At 66.6% G+C, this 17,267-nt stretch carries 7 protein-coding genes; all 7 read right to left on the reverse strand.

What is annotated here, in order from left to right; genetic code table 11:
* Positions 1–268: 268 nt before the first annotated feature.
* Complete coding sequence (locus tag OTER_RS09560; RefSeq protein ID WP_012374706.1) at positions 269–2,803, reverse strand: ADOP family duplicated permease; 2,535 nt, start codon at positions 2,801–2,803, stop codon at positions 269–271.
* A gap of 93 nt (positions 2,804–2,896) precedes the next feature.
* Positions 2,897–5,326: an ABC transporter permease gene (locus tag OTER_RS09565; RefSeq protein ID WP_012374707.1), complete on the reverse strand. Its 2,430-nt coding sequence runs from the start codon at positions 5,324–5,326 to the stop codon at positions 2,897–2,899.
* A 120-nt stretch (positions 5,327–5,446) separates the two neighbouring features.
* Positions 5,447–7,879: an ABC transporter permease gene (locus OTER_RS09570; RefSeq protein WP_012374708.1), complete on the reverse strand. Its 2,433-nt coding sequence runs from the start codon at positions 7,877–7,879 to the stop codon at positions 5,447–5,449.
* Positions 7,880–8,016: 137 nt separating this feature from the next.
* A complete protein-coding gene (locus OTER_RS09575) occupies positions 8,017–10,428 on the reverse strand; it encodes an ABC transporter permease (RefSeq protein WP_012374709.1) in 2,412 nt (803 codons plus the stop codon).
* A 112-nt stretch (positions 10,429–10,540) separates the two neighbouring features.
* Entirely contained in the window at positions 10,541–13,078 is a 2,538-nt protein-coding gene (locus tag OTER_RS09580; protein WP_012374710.1) for an ABC transporter permease, read from the reverse strand.
* A 361-nt stretch (positions 13,079–13,439) separates the two neighbouring features.
* Entirely contained in the window at positions 13,440–14,528 is a 1,089-nt protein-coding gene (locus OTER_RS09585) for a beta galactosidase jelly roll domain-containing protein (protein ID WP_012374711.1), read from the reverse strand.
* Between the two features lie 201 nt (positions 14,529–14,729).
* The gene (locus tag OTER_RS09590; RefSeq protein WP_012374712.1) at positions 14,730–17,126 is read right to left on the reverse strand and encodes an ABC transporter permease; all 2,397 of its coding nucleotides are present in this window, start codon (positions 17,124–17,126) and stop codon (positions 14,730–14,732) included.
* Between the last annotated feature and the right edge of the window lie 141 nt (positions 17,127–17,267).

Here is a 17,267-nt window from a genome sequence, read left to right on the forward strand (position 1 = left end):
ATGAGACGGAGTTTGCACGCGCTGTGCCAAGCACCGGCCCGTACGGTTTGTGCCTGCCGTTCAGCCGGTTGCGCTGTTTTTGGCACGCCCGGGGCCGAGAACCGTTGCGAACATGGAACGAGACGGTCCCGCGAGCGGGATCGTCGACCTCGGGTGCCGGTGCCGCGGTCGCGGCGCTACTCGGCGACGGCGGGGAAGCCCGGGGTCTTCGCGAGCGAACGGAGGGCGAGGCGGAGGTCGGCAATCATGGGGTGAAGGGGAAAGCGCACTACTCCGCGCGAAGCGCCTCGATCGGATCGACCTTCACGGCATCGCGTGCCGGGATGTAGCTGGCCAACAGCGCGGATCCGGCGAGGACGGCCATTGCTCCTATGAGGGCGATCGGATCGGCCGGACTGATATGAAAGAGTAACGACGAGAGCGTCCGGCCCACGAGCAGCGAGAGGACGATGCCCGCCCCGCACGCGACCGCGATTTGGCGCGCACCTTGTTTCATCACGAGCGCGAAGATGTCGCGCGGTCCGGCGCCGAGCGCGGAGCGGATTCCGATTTCGCGCGTCCGGCGGGCGACGGCGTAGGCTTTCACGCTGTAGACGCCCATCACCGACAGCAGAAGCGCGACAGCCCCGAACAGGCCGAAGACCGCCGCTCCGAGTCGGGCGCTCCACAGGGAGGCGTCGCGATCAATGAAGTCGGCGAACGGCTCGTGGCGCAGCATGGGCAGGTTGGGATCGAGGCGCTGAAGTTCCGCACGCACGGCGCCGAGCGCGGCCGCGAGCGCCGCCGGGCCGGTGGCCTCGAGGCGCGTGTGCAGGTAGGCCGTGCCCGTGTAGCCATGCACGAGCGGGACGAATATCCGGAGCGTCGGCTCGACCTGGAGAAACTCGTGCCGGTGCTCGCCGACGACACCGACGATCTCGAGATCCGTGGCCGCGCCCCCTGCGGCCGACGCTGCCATCGATACGCGCTGGCCGAGCGCGTCCTCACCCGGGAAGAGTCTTTGCGCGAGGCTCGCGTCGATGATCGCGACTCGGGGCGCACCGGCGTCGCGGCTCTCGAGTTCGCTGAAGTCGCGCCCGCGCAGGACCGGCACCCCGAGCGCGTCGAAGTAGCCCGGCGTGATGCCCGTGAACAGCGCCTGTGGCCCGGGGGACGCATCGGCCGGCGTGCCTGCGGTCTGCACCCGGCGGCTGATCTCGCGGTTGTTCATCGGAGCCTGAGTGCTGAAGGCGGCGCGGGCGACGCCGGGAAGTGCGCCCACGCGCTCGAGCACGGCGGCGAGGCTGCGCTGGGCGTCGGCGGGCGCCGCGTTGCGCAGCGAGAAGTCAAACTCGGTGAGGAGCCGGTCCTGCGCCTTGAAGCCAAGCGGAATGTCGCCCGCCTTCAGGGCTCCGCGCAGGAACAGGCTCGCACTGAACAGCAGCACCAGCGAGAGCGCGATCTGCGCCATCACGAGCAGGTGCCGTCCCGCGAAGAAGCGATTCCATCGCTCGGACGGGCCGGCTGCCGCCCCGACCGACTTCAGGTCCGAAACGACATCGAGCCGCGAGGCGCGCAAGGCCGGCGCGAGACTGAACAGCAGGGTTGCGACGACGCAGGCGGCGAACGTGAAACTCAGCACGGTGGAGTCGAGTTCCGGTTTCAATGTGACCGTGACCGTGGCGATGCCCTGCAACGCGCCCGTGAGCGAGGCGATCAGCGCTCGGTTGGCCCAGTCACTGATGAACAACCCGAGAGCGCCGCCGGCAAACGCGAGCACGAGACCCTCGATCATGAGTTGCTGGACGATCCGGCGGCGGCCGGATCCGAGTGCGAGCCGGAGCGCGATCTCCTTCGCACGCGCCGCGCCGCGCGCGAGGAGCATGTTCGCGAGATTCAAGCTCGCAATGAGCAGCACGCACGCGGCCATGAGCACGAGCGGCGCAGCGAGCAACGCCAGCGCCTCCTCGGCTTCCGGTTCCGACGTGATCCCGAGACGGCCTGCCGGTGCGACCAGAAGTTCGCGCGCACCGACCGAGCCGGCCGGCTGAAGGTCGCTGATTTGTTGCGCCAGCGCCGGCAGGCGCGGTGCGATGGCGTCGAGCGATTCGCCCGGCAGCAACCGCGCGACGACGAGGAGCGAATGGTTGTCGCGCGCAGTCAGGTCGGGCTGGCCGCCGATCCGGCTGAACGCCGAGTTGATTCGGGGGAACATCCCGAGCGGGAGCCAGAGGTCGGGCGCGATGAGCACACCGCCTCCCTTGAAATCCTCGCGGGTGACGCCGATGACGGTGCAGGCCTGGCCGTTTACCCACAGCGTGCTTCCGACGAAGTCGGGCCGGCCTCCCAGACGCTGCCATGCGGCGTGGCTTGCGACGGCGACGGGCAGGCCCGCGTTCGGACGGGACTCCTCGGCATTGAAGAACCGGCCTTGCGCGGGCTCCGTGCCGAAGAGGGAAAAGAAGTTTGCGGTCGTGAGATGCACGAGACTGCGGTTCATCGCCTCGCCGCGGTGGGCGCTGAGGCCGGCCTGTGCCTTCGCGAGCGCGGCGACGTCGGAGAACACACCGCGCGAAGTGCGCAACACCTCGTATTCGGCGAGAGAGAACCTCCGGAAGTCGCGCTCGGCGCCCTGCCGGGCGTTGAAGACGCTGACGATCTTTCCCGACTCCTCCGGCCGGGCCGGGCGCAACAGCGCAGTATGGACGAGGGAGAACACCGCGGAGTTCGCCCCGAGGGCAAGCGCCAGCGTGAGCAGCGCGGTCGCGGTGAAGCCGGGAGACTTGGCGAGCTGACGGACCGTGAACTTCAGATCTCCGATCATCTTGGGGTAACGTTGAAGGGGTGGGGAGTAAGGGCGGACGCGCGGCGCTGACTCTAGCCACTATGCTTTGATCACGACCCGGCGCCACAGGTGCTACTCGGAGCGCAGCGCGATCATGGGATCGACCCGGGAGGCGCGACGCGCGGGCAGCCACAGGGCGGCCAGACCGACGGCAAAAATCGCGACAATGACGCCGACATAAATCAGCGGGTTGTTGGCCATGGAGCTGCCGAAGATCTGTTCCAGTGGCCGCGACAGCAGGAATCCGCCGACGAGCCCAACGGCGAGACCAAGCGCGATCTGTCTGCCGCCCTGCTGCAGAACCAAGCGCAACAACTGGCTGACGGTGGAGCCGAGTGCCATGCGGATGCCGAATTCCCGCATGCGGCGGCTCACGGCCTGCGAGGTCACGCCGTAGACGCCGACGGCGCCGAGGAAGAGCGTGATGAGCGCAAACACCGCCGCGAGGATGCCGAGGATGTTGAAGCCACGCATCGCTTGAGCGGTCTGGCTGGTGAGCGTACCCACGGAATGGATCGGCTGGTCGGGATCGATGGCGGCGATGGCGCGGCGAACCGGATCGAGCAACTGCAGCGGGTCCGATTTCGTGCGAATGAAGAGATCGAGCCAGCCCCAGCCCATCTGATCCTGGGCGAGGTAGAAACCCGCTTCGTTGCGGCCGGGTTCCTCGAAGAGTCCCTGCATCTGCAGGTCGGGTACGACGCCGACGACGGTGGCCCAGTTCTCGTCGGTTTGGTTGGTGCGGAAGCGCCGGCCCAGCGCGTCCTCTCCGGGCCAGAACCGGCGGGCGAAGGATTCGTTGACGACAGCGGAACGCGTGTCGGTGAGGGTTTGTTCGCGGTTGTCGAAGAGCCGCCCGGCGATGGGGCGGACCGAGATCAGCCGGAAGTACTCGTTCGAGACGACTTCCAGCCATGCCACGGGTCGCTCGTTGGGATTAGCGTAGGTGACGCCCTCCGGCTCGATCTGCGTCGGGACGCCGGAGCCGATGAAATTGCGGCTGGTGACCGCGACGGATTCCACGCCTGGTTCGGACTGCAGCCGCTCGAGCAGCCGGCGATAGAAGCGCGCGCGATCCGCCGGCGTGGGCTGGGTGCCATCCTGCAATTCGATCCGGCCGGTGAGGAGCTTGTCGGGCTCGTAGCGGAGATTGGCGTGGCGGGTCAGATAAACGGTGAGGCTCAGCACGCCGGCCGCGACGAGCAGCGCGGTCGAGAATGCGATTTGCGCGGACACGAGCCAGCGCGCGAGCGGGCCGACGCCGATGCCGGTGGCGGCGCGGGCGTCGTCCTTGAGCGCGGTGTTCACATCGATCCGCGAGGATTGCCACGCGGGCACGATGCCGGCGAGGATGCCGGCCAGCAGGGTGGAGACCGTGGCGACGACGAGCACGCGCTGGTCGAGGCGGAAGTCCATCCAGTCCGGCACGGCCCGTTGGTGCACCAGGTAGTCTTGGAGAAAATCAACGCCCAAGCGGGCGACGAGCAGCCCGCCGAGACAACCAAGCGCTGCGAGGAGAAACGATTCGAGCAGCATCTGGAGGAGCAGGCGCGTGCGCCCGGCGCCGACGGCGGCGCGGACGGCGAACTCGCGGGTGCGCCGGGCAGCGCGGCCAAGGAGCATCGTGGCGACATTGACGCAGGCGAGCACGAGAATGAACACCGTCATGGCCAGCATCAGGAAAAGCAGCGGCCGGGCGCCGCCGCCGGAGTAGGCGTTGGCGACGGTCAAAAGGTTGGCGCGATTGTAGCCGGCGTTGGTTTCCGGCCAGAGCTGCACGCAGCTGGCGGCGAGCGTGTCGAGCTCGGCGCGCGCCTGCGCGGGTTTGACGGAGGGCTTGAGACGGCCGAACAACTCCACGCGATCGATGAGTCGCTGCCGTGGATCGTTCGGCGTGGCACGCAGGTTGATCCAGAGCTCGGCGGAGCCGGGAAACTGGAATTTCGGCGGCATGATGCCGATGATCGTGCCGGGCTCGCCGTTGATGTTGACCTTGCGGCCGAGTGCTCCGGGCGAGCCGGCGAACTGCTCCTGCCACAGCACGTGGGATAGCACGATGAACAACGGCTGGCCGGGCCGATCCTCCTCGGCGGAGAACCAGCGACCCAGCATCGGCTGCGTGCGCGCGACACCAGGCAGATCGGCGCTAGCCAGAATACCCGTGTGGCGCGACGGCACGCGCTGAGGCCCGCTCAGGTTCATCCCGAGCCACTGCGTGGCCGCCAGGCTTTCGAAGGAGGTCTGTCGCTCGCGTACTAGAAGATAGTCGCGATACGACATCACCTCCCAACGATCAGAGTCGCTGCTCTTGGGCGCCTGCCAGGCGATGTGATACAGGCTGTCGGCGGCCGGCAGCGGCATGCCACGCAGCAGCACTGCATCGATGAGACTGAACTGGGTCGCGACGAGCCCGATACCGAGCGCGAAGGAAACAACGGCCGTGAGGGTGAAGCCCGGGCGCCGGATCAACTGGCGAAGGGCGAAGCGAAGGTCGGAGCGCATGGGGGAGCGGTGTGTGGAATCCGAGACATTAAGTTTGAAGTTTAAGTTGAAGGAGAGCCGGGGAGGCGTGGGGGGACTTGAACTTCAACTTTTCACTTCAACCGCGACGCCGTCGCGGCGCTATTCCGCGCGGAGGGCATCGAGCGGGTTGATGCGCGTGGCGCGTTGCGCGGGCAGCCAGCAGGCGAACACGGCGACCGAGAACAGAAGCACTGCCACCAGCGCGATCGTGAGCGGATCCGATGCGGCCATCCGCGGCATGAAGCCCTGCAGCACGAGATTGAGTGCGTAGGCCACCACGGCGCCGAGGCCGAGTCCGATCGCGGTGAGCGTCATGCCCCCGCGGAGCACGAGCGTGAGCACGTCGCGCGGCCGCGCGCCGAGCGCCAGCCGGATGCCAAACTCGCCGGTGCGCTGCGCCACGAGATTCGAGATCACGCCATAAAGTCCGACCGAGGCGAGCAGCACGCCGAGCAACGCAAACGCGCCGATCGTTTGATTCACCAGCACGATGTTGTGGGAATAGCGGTCGATCGCCTCCGGAATCGTGTAGAGCTCCTGGACGGCGACGTCGGGATCGATGTCCGCCACGGCGCGACGGACTTCATTCTTGAACGTGGCGGGCGAAGGGCCTCGCACCAGCAGGAACATGTAGCCCCACGGCTCGTGCACCATCGGCTTGTAGACCTGGAACAGCGTGTCCGGATTGCTGAGCTGCACGGCGAAGCCGATGTCGCGCACCACGCCGATCACCTCGCGCCAGACGAGGACGTTGTCCTGCCGATCGCCGATGCGTTTGCCGAGTGCGCTTTGGCCGGGCCAGAAATGCCGCGCCATCGTTTCATTGATGATGACGACGGGCGGAGAGCTGGCGTTGAGCTCCTCCGGGAACAACCGGCCCTCGAGCAGCGGGATCCCCATGGTCTGGAAATAGTCGGACGCGACCAGCGTGTAGCCGCCGACGGGTTGCTTGGCAGGATCGTCGGAGGTCTGGCCGTCGACCTGAATGGGGACGCTCTTGGAATAGCCGAACAACGGAGCCGTCGACGCGATGCCGGTGCTTTCCGCCTGCGGGATCTGCTTGAGCCGGCGGGCAAGTTTCTCGATCGCGAGCCGGCGCTTGTCCTCGCTGTTGTAAGTCGACTGTTCGGGCAGATGGATGTTGGCGGCGAGCACGCGATCGGTGTCCCAGCCATTGTTGGCGTGGAGCAGCGCATTGAACCCGCGCAGCATCACGCCGGCGGTGGCGAGCAGCGCGAGGGCCGACGCGACCTGCGCGACGATGAGGCTATGGCGGAACCGGTGCGTCGAACGGCTCGAGCTGGAGCCGCGGGTCTGTTGCTTGAGCGTGCTGACCACATCGCCCCGCGACGCCATCCAGGCCGGCACGAGTCCGAACACCAGGCCGCTGAACACGGCGGCCAGCAGCGTGAGCAGCAGGATCGGCACATCGAGGTTCAAGGTGAGATGCTCGGTCCCGCCGATCTGGATCTGGCTCTCGAGGAGGGCGTTCATCCAGATGCCGACCAGCACGCCCAAGCCGCCGCCGGCGAGCGCGAGCAGCATGGATTCGGTGAGCTGGTGAAGAATGAGCCGGGCGCGCGAGGCGCCGAGCGCGGAACGGATGGCGAGATCGCGGGTGCGCGCGGCGGCGCGGGCGAGCTGGAGATTCGCGAGGTTGAAGCACGCGATCAGCAGCACGACGATGCCGACGCCGCACAGCAGCCACATCATGAACCGCCCTGTGCTGTCCATAACGACCTTGTGCAGCGGCTCGGGCCGGACCGTGCGGCCGGCGCTGTGCTGCGGATAGTCCTGGGCCCAGCGAGCGAACACCGGCTGCGCCTGGGCCGTGGCCTGCTCGACCGTCATGCCCGGAGCGAGCCGGCCGATGGCGAAGAAAAGCCGGTTGGTGCGATCCTGCACGATGTGCTGGGGCAACGTGATCGGGCGCCAGAGATCAACGGGGCCGAAGAACAGCGGATAGCGGAAGCTGGCGGGCATGACGCCGATGATGGTGACCTGCTCCGCGTTGAGCCGGAGCGTGCGACCGATGACGTTGGGATCGCCGCCGAGCCGGCTCTGCCAGAACGAGTGACTGAGGATCGCGACCTGGTTGCGGCCGGGCGTTTCCTCGTCGGCGGTGAACGCGCGGCCGAGCATCGGCTGCACCCGAAACGTCGAGAAGAACTCGGCGGACGCGTCGACGGCGCGGAGCCGCTCGGCGGGCTGGCCGGGTTCGGCCCAGGCATTGTTCCACCCGGCGAGCGTCGTGACCGATTCGAAGGCGGCATGTTCGCCGTTCGCCACCTGGACGCGCAGTTCCTCGACCTCCGGGAAGCCGTAGCCGTCAGGCTGGCCCTGCGCATTGAGCGCCTGAATGAGCAGCATGCGATCGGGCTCCGGGTAGGGCGCGCTGCGGAACAGCAACACGTCGACGAGCGTATACATCGAGGTGTTCACGCCGATGCCGAGTGCGAGGGTGATCAGCGCGACGAGCGTGAACCCCGGAGTCTTGATCAGGGACACGAGAGCGTGACGGAGCGTGGACATGGGGACGGGGCCCAGAGCTAAGAGACTGGAGCTGTGAGCAAACAGTCGGTTGAGAATTGAGCGTTGAGAGTTGAGAGAGGCGGAACTCGGGACTTGAACTTCAACGTTCCACTTCAGCTGCCCCGCGGTCGCAGGGGCTATTCAGCCCGGAGCGCCTCGACGGGATCGGCGGTGGCGGCCTGACGGGCGGGCAGCCAGGTGGCAACGAAGGCGACGACGAAGATCGCGATGCACGTGAGCCCGAGAATCGTGTAGTTCTGCGCAATCAGCGGGCCGAGACTCTGCCGCAACGCGAGTCCGAGCGCATAGGCCGCGACCGCGCCGATCGCCAAGCCGACAAGGGTCAATCGCAGGCTGCGCAGCAGGACCAGACCCATGACGTCGATCTGGCGCGCGCCGAGGGCGACCCGGATGCCGAACTCGCCCATGCGCTGGCTGACGTTGTGCGAGACGATGCCGTAGAGCCCAACGCTTGCGAGCACGAGCCCGAGCAGCGCAAACGCGAATAGCACGCCATTGATCACGACCAGATTGTGCAGGAACTGATCGCGCATATCCGCCAGCGTCCAAATGAATCGGGGAGCCACGTCGGGCGAGACCTGGGCGATGGCGCGGCGCAGGTCACCGTCGAAGCGCTTCGGGTTCGGCCCGCGAATCACGACTTGGAAATACGACCAGGGGGTGTGCGTCATCGGGGTGAAATACTGCATCCGCGCGACGGGTTCGGTGAAGTTGATGGCGTCCTCCACGTCAGCGACGACGCCGATCACCTCGCGCAGCGTGGTTTTGCCGTCACCGGCCCGCGTGCCGAGGCGCTTGCCGATGGCGCTCTCCTTGGGCCAGAAGTTATCGGCCAGGGACTTGTTGACCACCACCCGCTCGGGTGAGGTGTGCGAGACGTTTTCGGGGAAGGTCTGGCCCTCAAGCACGCGAATCCCGAGCGCCTTGAAAAACCCGGGCGTAATGAGATATCCGCTACCCTTGGGCAAGTTGGTCTGGCTCGAGTCCTGGCCTTCCTTGAAGATATCATTGCCCGCGGTGCTGCCGCCGATCGGTAGCGTGGACGCGATGGCGGCGACCTCGACGCCCGGAATGGCGGAGAGCCGGCGGATGATCTCGTCCTGGAAGGCACGGGTTTGCTCCGTGTTATAGGAGCGTTCGTCCACCTGCAGGTTGGCGGTGAGGATCGACTCGGTGTCCCAACTCGGGCGCGCGTTCAGCGTGCGGTCGAGTCCGTAGATCATCATGCCGGCGACGGAGAGGAGCGCGAGCGACAGCGCCACCTGGCCGACGACGAGCAACCCGCGGATCCAGCCCTGGTGGCGACCGCCGGTGGTGCCGCGCGTCTGCTGTTTCAGGATGTCGTTGATGTCGGCTCGCGCCGCCAGCCAGGCGGGGACGAGGCCGAAGCCGAGGCCGGCGACGATCGAGATGGCGGCGTTGAACGCGAGCACGTGCCCGTCAATGGGCAGATGGAGCGTGCTGAAGAGCCCGAGCCGAATATTCCGGCCGATGAGCAGATTGCTCCAGTGCGCGACCAGCAGGCCAAGCGCGCCGCCGATGACGGACAGCAACAGCGACTCGACGAGCTGCTGACGGATGAGCCGCCATCGGCTGGCGCCAAGCGCGGAGCGAATCGCCAGATCGCGGAGCCGGCTGGCGGCGCGGGCCATTTGCAGGTTGGCGAGATTGGCGCACGCGATCGCGAGGATGGCAGCCGCCAGACCGATCTGCAGCGTGAGGATCGCGACGTTGGCCGAGCCGCCGACGCGGCCGGCAAGCTGCATTCGAAAATGGTAATTCTGATACAGCCGCGGATGATCCTTGGCCCACCGTTCCGCCAGGGGCGCGATGCTGGCGAGCGCCGCCACGGGGGTCACGCCGGGGGTGAGGCGCACGACCACGCCGAACTCGCGGCGGTCGCGCGCGGTCACCTGGTTGTCGGCGGGCACCAGCGGACGGAAATACTGGCCTTCGCCAAACATAAAAATCGTCGAGTAGGGCTCTGGCAGCACGCCGATGATCGTGAACACGCGGCCGTTGATTCGCATGGTCTGACCGACGGCCTCCGGATTTGCGCCGAACTGCCGCCGCCACAGATTTTCGGTGATCAGGACAACCGCGTCGCGGCCGGCGACGCATTCGTCGGCGGAGAAGGTGCGCCCCAGCAGCGGCGGCGTTTCGAGCGCCTTGAAGAGCGCGGCGTCGACCGCGTTGCCCTGCATGGATTCCGGCAGCTGGCCGGGCAGCGTGACGGTTTCCAGCAGGCCGGATTGCATGGCGATCACGGCGAAGGCCGGACTCTGATGCGCCCGCAATTCCTCGATCTCCGGCACGGAGAGGCGGAGGAACTCCGCCTGCGGCGTCTGGCCGTTGAGGTTGACGATCGACTCCGGGCGGGGGAACGGCGCCGAGGCGAACATCAGCGTGTTCATCAACGAATACATCGACGAGTTGACGCCGATGCCGAGCGCGAGCGTGACGATCGCGATGAGGGCGAAGCCCGGAGACTTCAGCAGACTGCGGAAGGCGTAGCGGAGGTTGAACATGGCGAGTGCAGACCTGCGGTCTGCGAGTTGAAGAAGGAAGTTTAGGTTGAAGTGAGCAGTGGCGGAGAGGGTGACTTAAACTTCATCTTTTCACTTCGACTCGCCGCAGGCGCTACTCGGCCCGGAGCGCGGTCATCGGGTCGACGCGCGTGGCGCGCTGGGCGGGCACGAGCGTGGCGACAAACGCCACGGCGGTGAGCAGCAGCGCGACGGTCGTGTAGGTGAGCGGATCGAGCGGGCTGATCTCGAACAGCTGCGTGGCGATGCCGTCGCGGGCGAGCACGGCGACGGTGGCGGTGAGTGCGAGTCCAGCCCCCAGTCCGATGAGCAGCTGCACGCCGCCCTGGCGGAGCACCATCTGCAGGATCCGCTGGGTGTCGGCGCCAAGCGCCATGCGAATGCCGAATTCCTGCATCCGCTGGTTGACGGAGAAACTCATCACGCCGTAGAGGCCGACCGACGAGAGCAGCACGGCGATGCCGCCGAAGAGCGTGAACATGCTGGCGATAATCCGGTTCACGCCGAGGAAGCTCTCCTGGTTCACCCGCGCGGTGCCGACGAAGTAGAGCGGCAGGTTGGCGTCGACCTTGTTGACCTCGCGTTGGAGCGTGGTCGCCAGGACGGCGGCGCGCCGCTCGATGTCCGCGGCATTGTTAGCCCGCGGCCGCACGATGACGGTGGCGAACTGCTGCTGCACCGGGCCGGGCAGGGCCGGACCGAAGACGGACGAGAAATACGGCACGTAGAACCCGGTGTCGTCCACCTGCGGATTGTTGAACGGCCCGAGCATCCGGACATTGGAGACGACGCCGACGATCGTGCGCCACGGTCCGAACAGCTGGCCGTTGTTGCCGACGGTGCGGAAGCGACGGCCAAGCGCGCTCTCATTGCCAAAGTGCTTGTGCGCGAAAGCAGCGTTCACGATGGCGATCGGCTGCTTGGCATCGGTGTCGTCGAGTGCGAAGTCGCGGCCCTCGATGATCCGCGCCTTGAGCGTCTCGAAGTAGCCTTCGGACACCTGCTCGAAGTTGGTGTTCGGCCGGTCCTCGTCCTTGGCGTAGGCGCGGCCGTCGATCTCGATGCGACCAAAGCCGGAGAAGGTCATCCGGAAGCGGTTGGTAAGGGCGGCGCCCTCGTATTCGGGATTCGCGCGCAGCTCACGGAGCAGCCGGTCGAAAAACAGTTTTCGCGCCTCGGGCGTTGGATAGTCGCCCTCCATCAGGGCGAGTCGCGCGCTCAGGATCGCCCCGTTGTCGTAGCCCCAGGCGATCTGGTTCTGGCGCAGGATTGATTTCAGCTGGAGCAGCGCGCCGACCAGCAAGAGGCTGCTGACGAGGATCTGCATGACGACCAGCGAGCGGGTGATGACGGTGACGGCGCGGCTGGTGTTGCCCCGGCCGGACTCCTTCAACGCGTCGACGGCGCTGGCGCGCGAGGACATCCACGCGGGAACGAATCCGGACACGAGCGCCGCGAGCATCGTGGCGCTGACCACGAAGACGAGCACGGGCACGTCGATGTTGAATACGATGTAGGCGGGAATGGGATTTTCGCCGGAGTGCGTGGCGGCGTTGAGGTATCCCGTCGCCCACGAAGCGAGGCCGATGCCGACAGTGGCGCCGAGCGCGGCGACGAGCAGCGACTCGGTCAGCATCTGCCGGATCAGCCGGATCCGGGTCGCGCCGAGCGAGGAGCGGATCGCGAGTTCCTTCGCGCGCAGCGTCGCGCGCGCGAACTGCATGTTCATCACGTTGACGCAGGCGATGAGCAGCAGGCCGACGCAGAAGCCGAGCATCGTCCAGAGCAGGCCCTTGATGTTGGGCGGCGTGAAGGTCTTGATCAGCGGCTGGATCACCGCCGTGTCGAACTTCTTGTTCGTGTCGGGAAACGCGGCGGCGAGCTGCTTGGCGAGGCCGGAGAACTCGGCCTGGGCCTGGTCGAAGCTGACGCCGGGCTTGAGCAGCGCGAGCACGCCCGGCTGATTGCCCTGCGCGTTCGGGCTGTTGCGCGGGGTCGGCGGATACTCGGCGTAGAGCGGGATCCACAGCTCCTCGTTCACCGGAAAGGCGAAGCCCTGGGGCATCACGCCGACGATGGTCGCCGGTTTGCCGTTGATCCGGATGCTGCGGCCGATCACTTCGGGCGAGCCGCCAAAATCGCGCTGCCAGAGTTGGTAGCTGATCAGCGTGATCTTCTCCGCGCCCGGCTGATCGTCGCGCGGCGCGAAATCGCGGCCGATCACCGGCCGCACGCCGAGAATCCGGAAAAAGTCGGCGGAGACGTAGGCGCCCGTGTAGCGCTTGGGCGTCCCATCAGCGGTGACGTTGACGGTCGCGCCGTTGATGAACGCGGCCATCATCTCGAACGAGGTCTGCTGCTCGCGCATCGCCTCGTAATCGAGCGAGAAAATCTGGCTGTTGAAGCCGAACGGATTCGACTGCGTCGGATCGACCACCTGAACGCCGGCGAGCCGGTCGGCGTTGGGAAAGGAAAAGCCGCGCAGCATCGTGCCATTGACGACGCTGAACATCGACGTGACGGCGCCGATACCGACCGCAAGGACGGTGACGGCGAGCGTGCAAAAACTCTTTTCCTTGATGAGCACGCGGAGACCGATCCGCAGATCCTGGAAGAACGTTTGAATGAGCATGGGAGTGTGTGGGTGACGATTGCCGACGGCCGAACGCGAATTGCCGATGGAATCAATGGAGAGACGGAAGGGCGTGCGGGGGCAGGCCGGGGACGCGTGGGGGCACAGGGCAATTCACGGGCCGGTGTTTTGCACGGCGTGTGCCAAGCTTCGGCGACAGCCGTGGCTGCGTTTATTCAGCGAGTTACGCGTTTCTTCCCGCTGGCCGGAGCGGGGGCCGTCGCAAAGGTGGAACGAGGCCGTCCCGCGAATGGGATCGTGTGACACGAGCGACCGACATGGCTTAATTCCCGGCGGACAGAGGCGACGGCGCGCGCAGTCCGCGAGAACAACGACCGCATCGATAGGGCAAACGGTGAAATCAGTTGTGGATGTGAGACAGCGCGCGCACGAGCGAGCGGAACGGCCGGCGATCACGGCGAACGATCTCCCAGTATTCGACGTAGCGATCCTGGCTGATGATGCCGAGCGGGCCTTCGTAGATGCCACCGCGTCCGCCATGATCGTGGACGCGGACGGCGAGGAGGTTTTCGTCCCGGAGCAGCGAAGCGGGAAAATAGTACCCGCGATATTGGTCGTAGAAGTCGGCGCCGCTGTGTCGGTCGGACTCGTTGAGGTTGCCGGTACTCCCGATCTTCGTGCCGTTCAGATAGACCTCATCGGTGTCGTCAATCTTGCCGAGCATGAGCACCATCGTCGCGACGTCCGCGTGGGGTGTGGCGCGGAAGGTTTTCCGATACCAGCCGAAGCCGTCGAGGTCGCCCTGGCTCGTGCTTTCCCAAAATGCGGGCACGGGCATTGTGGCGAAGTCGGACTCGTCGCAGGCGGGATCCTTCCAGACCGGATCGTCGCCGGCGTGGAATTTCCAGGTGCCCGCAAGATCGATCTCGGGCAGCGGCAGGTTGGAGCTGTAGATGCCGATCGAGTGGCCGACGATCCCGCCGCCGGAAGCGCCGTCGTAGACCCGGACGGCGATCACGTTGTCCTCGCCGGCGCGGAGCAGACCGGCTGGCAGCGCGTAGATACGATCGACGTTCCACGCGGCGATGAAGTCAGGCGGAAACGCGCCGCGGCCGCCGACTTTCTGGCCGTTGACGTAGACCTCGTCGGCGTCGTCGATCCGGCCGAGCAGGAGATAGGTGGGCTGGTTCGGGCTGTCGCTGAACCGGAAGCTCCGGCGGTACCAGGCGTAGCCGTTATAGCCATCGTAGCCGTCATCCTCCCAGTACCCGGGCACGGAAACGCGCGACCAGTGGTGGTCATTGAAATCGGGCTGGGCCCAACGGAGATCGTCGCCCACGGAGAACCGCCAGCGACCGCTGAGGTCGACGAGCTCGTCGCGGGAGCGCGCGTCGAAATGATCGTGAGCGAAAAGCGCCGGCGTGACGGCGGTGACGACAAAGGCCGCAAGGGCGAGGCCGGTGCGGAAGCGGAGGTGCGGGCGGTTCATGGTGATTTGAAGCTTCAAGCTCGAGCACCGACTGGGCGGACGGCGCGTCGGCGAAGGGCAAAACACGGCAGGCGCGCGGGAGTTACAGCCCAGTTGAGGTGGGAAGCTTAAGTTGAAGAAATGGGAGTGACGCGACCCAGCTCGGCGGCGACTTCCGCTTCGACTTCAACTTCTCACTTCAACTGTCCGCGCCGGCGCGCGCTATTCGGCGCGGAGCGCCTCGATGGGGTCGACCTTCGTGGCGCGACGGGCGGGAAGGTAGCTGGCGATGAGCGCCACGATCACGAGTACGGCGGTGGTCACGGGTAGGATCACGAAATCGATGTTCGGTTGTCCCGCGAACATTGCGCTCAAGAGCAGGCTCATGGCCACCGAGCCCAGGAGGCCGACGCCCGCGCCGATGGCGGCGAGCCTGAAGCCGGTGCCCATGATGAGCGTGAGGATGTCGCGCCACTGCGCGCCGAGCGCCATCCGTACGCCGATCTCGGGCGTGCGCTGCACGACGAGTCGCATGATCACGCCATAAAGGCCGAGGGCGGCGAGGAAGAGGCCCAGCAGGCTGAAGCCAAAAAAGATCGTGGTGATAAGCTCGAGCGCGCGGGTGCCAGTCTTGGCCAGTTCGTCGGCCGTGTTCAGCAGCTGAACGGGGATGGTAGGATCCAGGGCCTGGACCGCCTGTCGCAGCGGTTCGGTGACGGGGTGCGGTGCGCGCACCAGCACGGTGACGTAGTTCCACGGTTCCTGCGCGAGGGGCTGGAAAACCTGGAACGGCGTCGTGGCCGGCGCGGGATTTCCGGCCATCCCGACATCGTGGAAGACGCCAACGATCTCGGCTGAGGCGCGGTTGCCGGCGTCGCCGGTGCTGAGGTGCCGGCCGATGGGATTCTCGCCCGGGAAGAGCGCGCGGGCCATCGCCTCGTTGATCATCACGACGCGCGGGGCGCCAAGGGCATCCGTTGCGCTGAACTGTCGACCGGCCTGCAGCTGGATCCGCAGGGTCTCGAGATAGGTGGGGCTGACGGCATTGACGAAGGCGCGCGGTTCGCGGCCGGGGGCCGGCGGTTCGCGTCCCTCGACCAGGAAGGTGCGCGTGGCGAGCAGTTGGTAGAGCGGGGCCGTCCAGCCGATGCCGACGTTTTCGACGCCAGGCAGTGCGCGCAGCCGTTGCTCGAGGTTGTCGTAGAAACCGAGGACCTGCTGGGGCGTGGCGTAGCGCGCCGCCGGGAGATTGATCACGCAGTGGGTGAGTCCGGCAGGCGTCCATCCCGGATCGCGCGCCAGCAGCGTTTGCATGCCGCGCATGAAGAATCCGGTGGCGCTGAGGAGAATGAGGGCCGCGGCGAATTGGAGCACGATCAGCGCGTCGCGGAAGCGGTGCTGCGAGCGGTCACCCGTCGCGGCCCGGCCGCCCGACTTAAGCGTGTCGTTCACGTCCACGCGCGAGGACAGCCACGCCGGGGCGAGCCCGAAGAACATGCCGGTTAGCAGCGAAAGTCCGGAGGCGAACACGAGCACCCGCCAGTCGATCGTCAGATCGAAATGGATCGGCAGATTCTGGGCGATCTGGCTGGAGATCCACGCGTTGCCCCAGACGGTGACGAGAACCCCGAGCGCGCCGCCGGCCAGCGCGAGCATCGTGCTCTCCAGCAGCAGCGGTCGCAGCAGGTGGGAGCGCGAGGCGCCGAGTGCCGCGCGAACGGCGAACTCACGCGTGCGGGACAGGGCGCGGGCCATCTGGAGATTGGCGAGATTGCCGCAGACAATCAGCAGCACGAATCCGGCGAGGCCGAGGAGCATCAGGGTCGCGACGTCGGTGCCGGGCTGCATCGTCGAGGATTGCAGGTCCACCGCTCGCAGTCCGTCCTTGCTCTGCTCGCGCGGGCGGGAATCCGCGAGGTTGGCGTAAATGGCGGCGAGTCGGGTGTTCAGCTGCGCGAGCGTGAGACCTTGGTCGAAGCGACCGAGGACCTGCACGGAGGTGTCGGCGCGGTCGGCCTTCTCCTGTTCGCTCAGCGCCAACGGTCGGAAAACGTCGGACGGTCCCCACAGAAACAGCGAAGCGAATTTCTCCGGCAGCACGCCGACGACGGTCGTGGGCTCGCTGTCGATCGACACGGTTTGGCCGACGATGCCCGGATCGCCGCCGAACTGCGCCATCCACGCGGCGTAACTCAGGATCACGACATGGTTGCCCGCGTGGTCCTCCTCCGGCGTGAACACGCGGCCGAGCTCGGGCTGCAGCCCGAGGATTTCGAAAAAGCCGGCGGACACGCGGAGGGCGTTGAGGTTCTCGGGGCTCCGGCCGGGCTGGGTGAGCGTGTAGCCCCACTGGCGATAAGCCGCGAGCTTGAGGAAGGCCGCCGTCTCGCGGCGGAGATCGAGGAAGGATTGGACGTTGTGATTGCCGCGCGCATCCTGCGGCGTGGTGCGGAAGATTCGGACCAGCTGTTCCTTTGCCGGATAGGGCAGCGGCCGCAGGATGAGCAGATTCATCAGGCTGAACATCGAAGTGTTCAGGCCGATGCCGAGGGCGAGCGTGATGACGGCGACGGCGGTATAGCCCGGGGATTTGAAGAGCTGACGGAGAGCGAGGCGCATGGGGTGTCGAGAAGGTGCGGCGGCCGGCCGCGCCTGAAGTTAGCAACCCGCGGGCCAGCTCGAGGCGTCGTGGGTTAGCCGATTGGAATCAGAGTGTTACGGCATCGCCACCTCCGACTTACGGCGGGGCGTGGTTTTGAA

The sequence above is a fragment of the Opitutus terrae PB90-1 genome, assembly GCF_000019965.1.
Taxonomy (GTDB): domain Bacteria; phylum Verrucomicrobiota; class Verrucomicrobiia; order Opitutales; family Opitutaceae; genus Opitutus; species Opitutus terrae.

What these genes read in the sequence shown, in the direction of transcription:
- OTER_RS09585 (WP_012374711.1), bottom strand. Translation starts at nt 14,528, where the DNA reads ATGAACCGCCCGCACCTCCGCTTCCGCACCGGCCTCGCCCTTGCGGCC.
- OTER_RS09590 (WP_012374712.1), bottom strand. Translation starts at nt 17,126, where the DNA reads ATGCGCCTCGCTCTCCGTCAGCTCTTCAAATCCCCGGGCTATACCGCC.
- OTER_RS09560 (WP_012374706.1), bottom strand. Translation starts at nt 2,803, where the DNA reads ATGATCGGAGATCTGAAGTTCACGGTCCGTCAGCTCGCCAAGTCTCCC.
- OTER_RS09570 (WP_012374708.1), bottom strand. Translation starts at nt 7,879, where the DNA reads ATGTCCACGCTCCGTCACGCTCTCGTGTCCCTGATCAAGACTCCGGGG.
- OTER_RS09575 (WP_012374709.1), bottom strand. Translation starts at nt 10,428, where the DNA reads ATGTTCAACCTCCGCTACGCCTTCCGCAGTCTGCTGAAGTCTCCGGGC.
- OTER_RS09580 (WP_012374710.1), bottom strand. Translation starts at nt 13,078, where the DNA reads ATGCTCATTCAAACGTTCTTCCAGGATCTGCGGATCGGTCTCCGCGTG.
- OTER_RS09565 (WP_012374707.1), bottom strand. Translation starts at nt 5,326, where the DNA reads ATGCGCTCCGACCTTCGCTTCGCCCTTCGCCAGTTGATCCGGCGCCCG.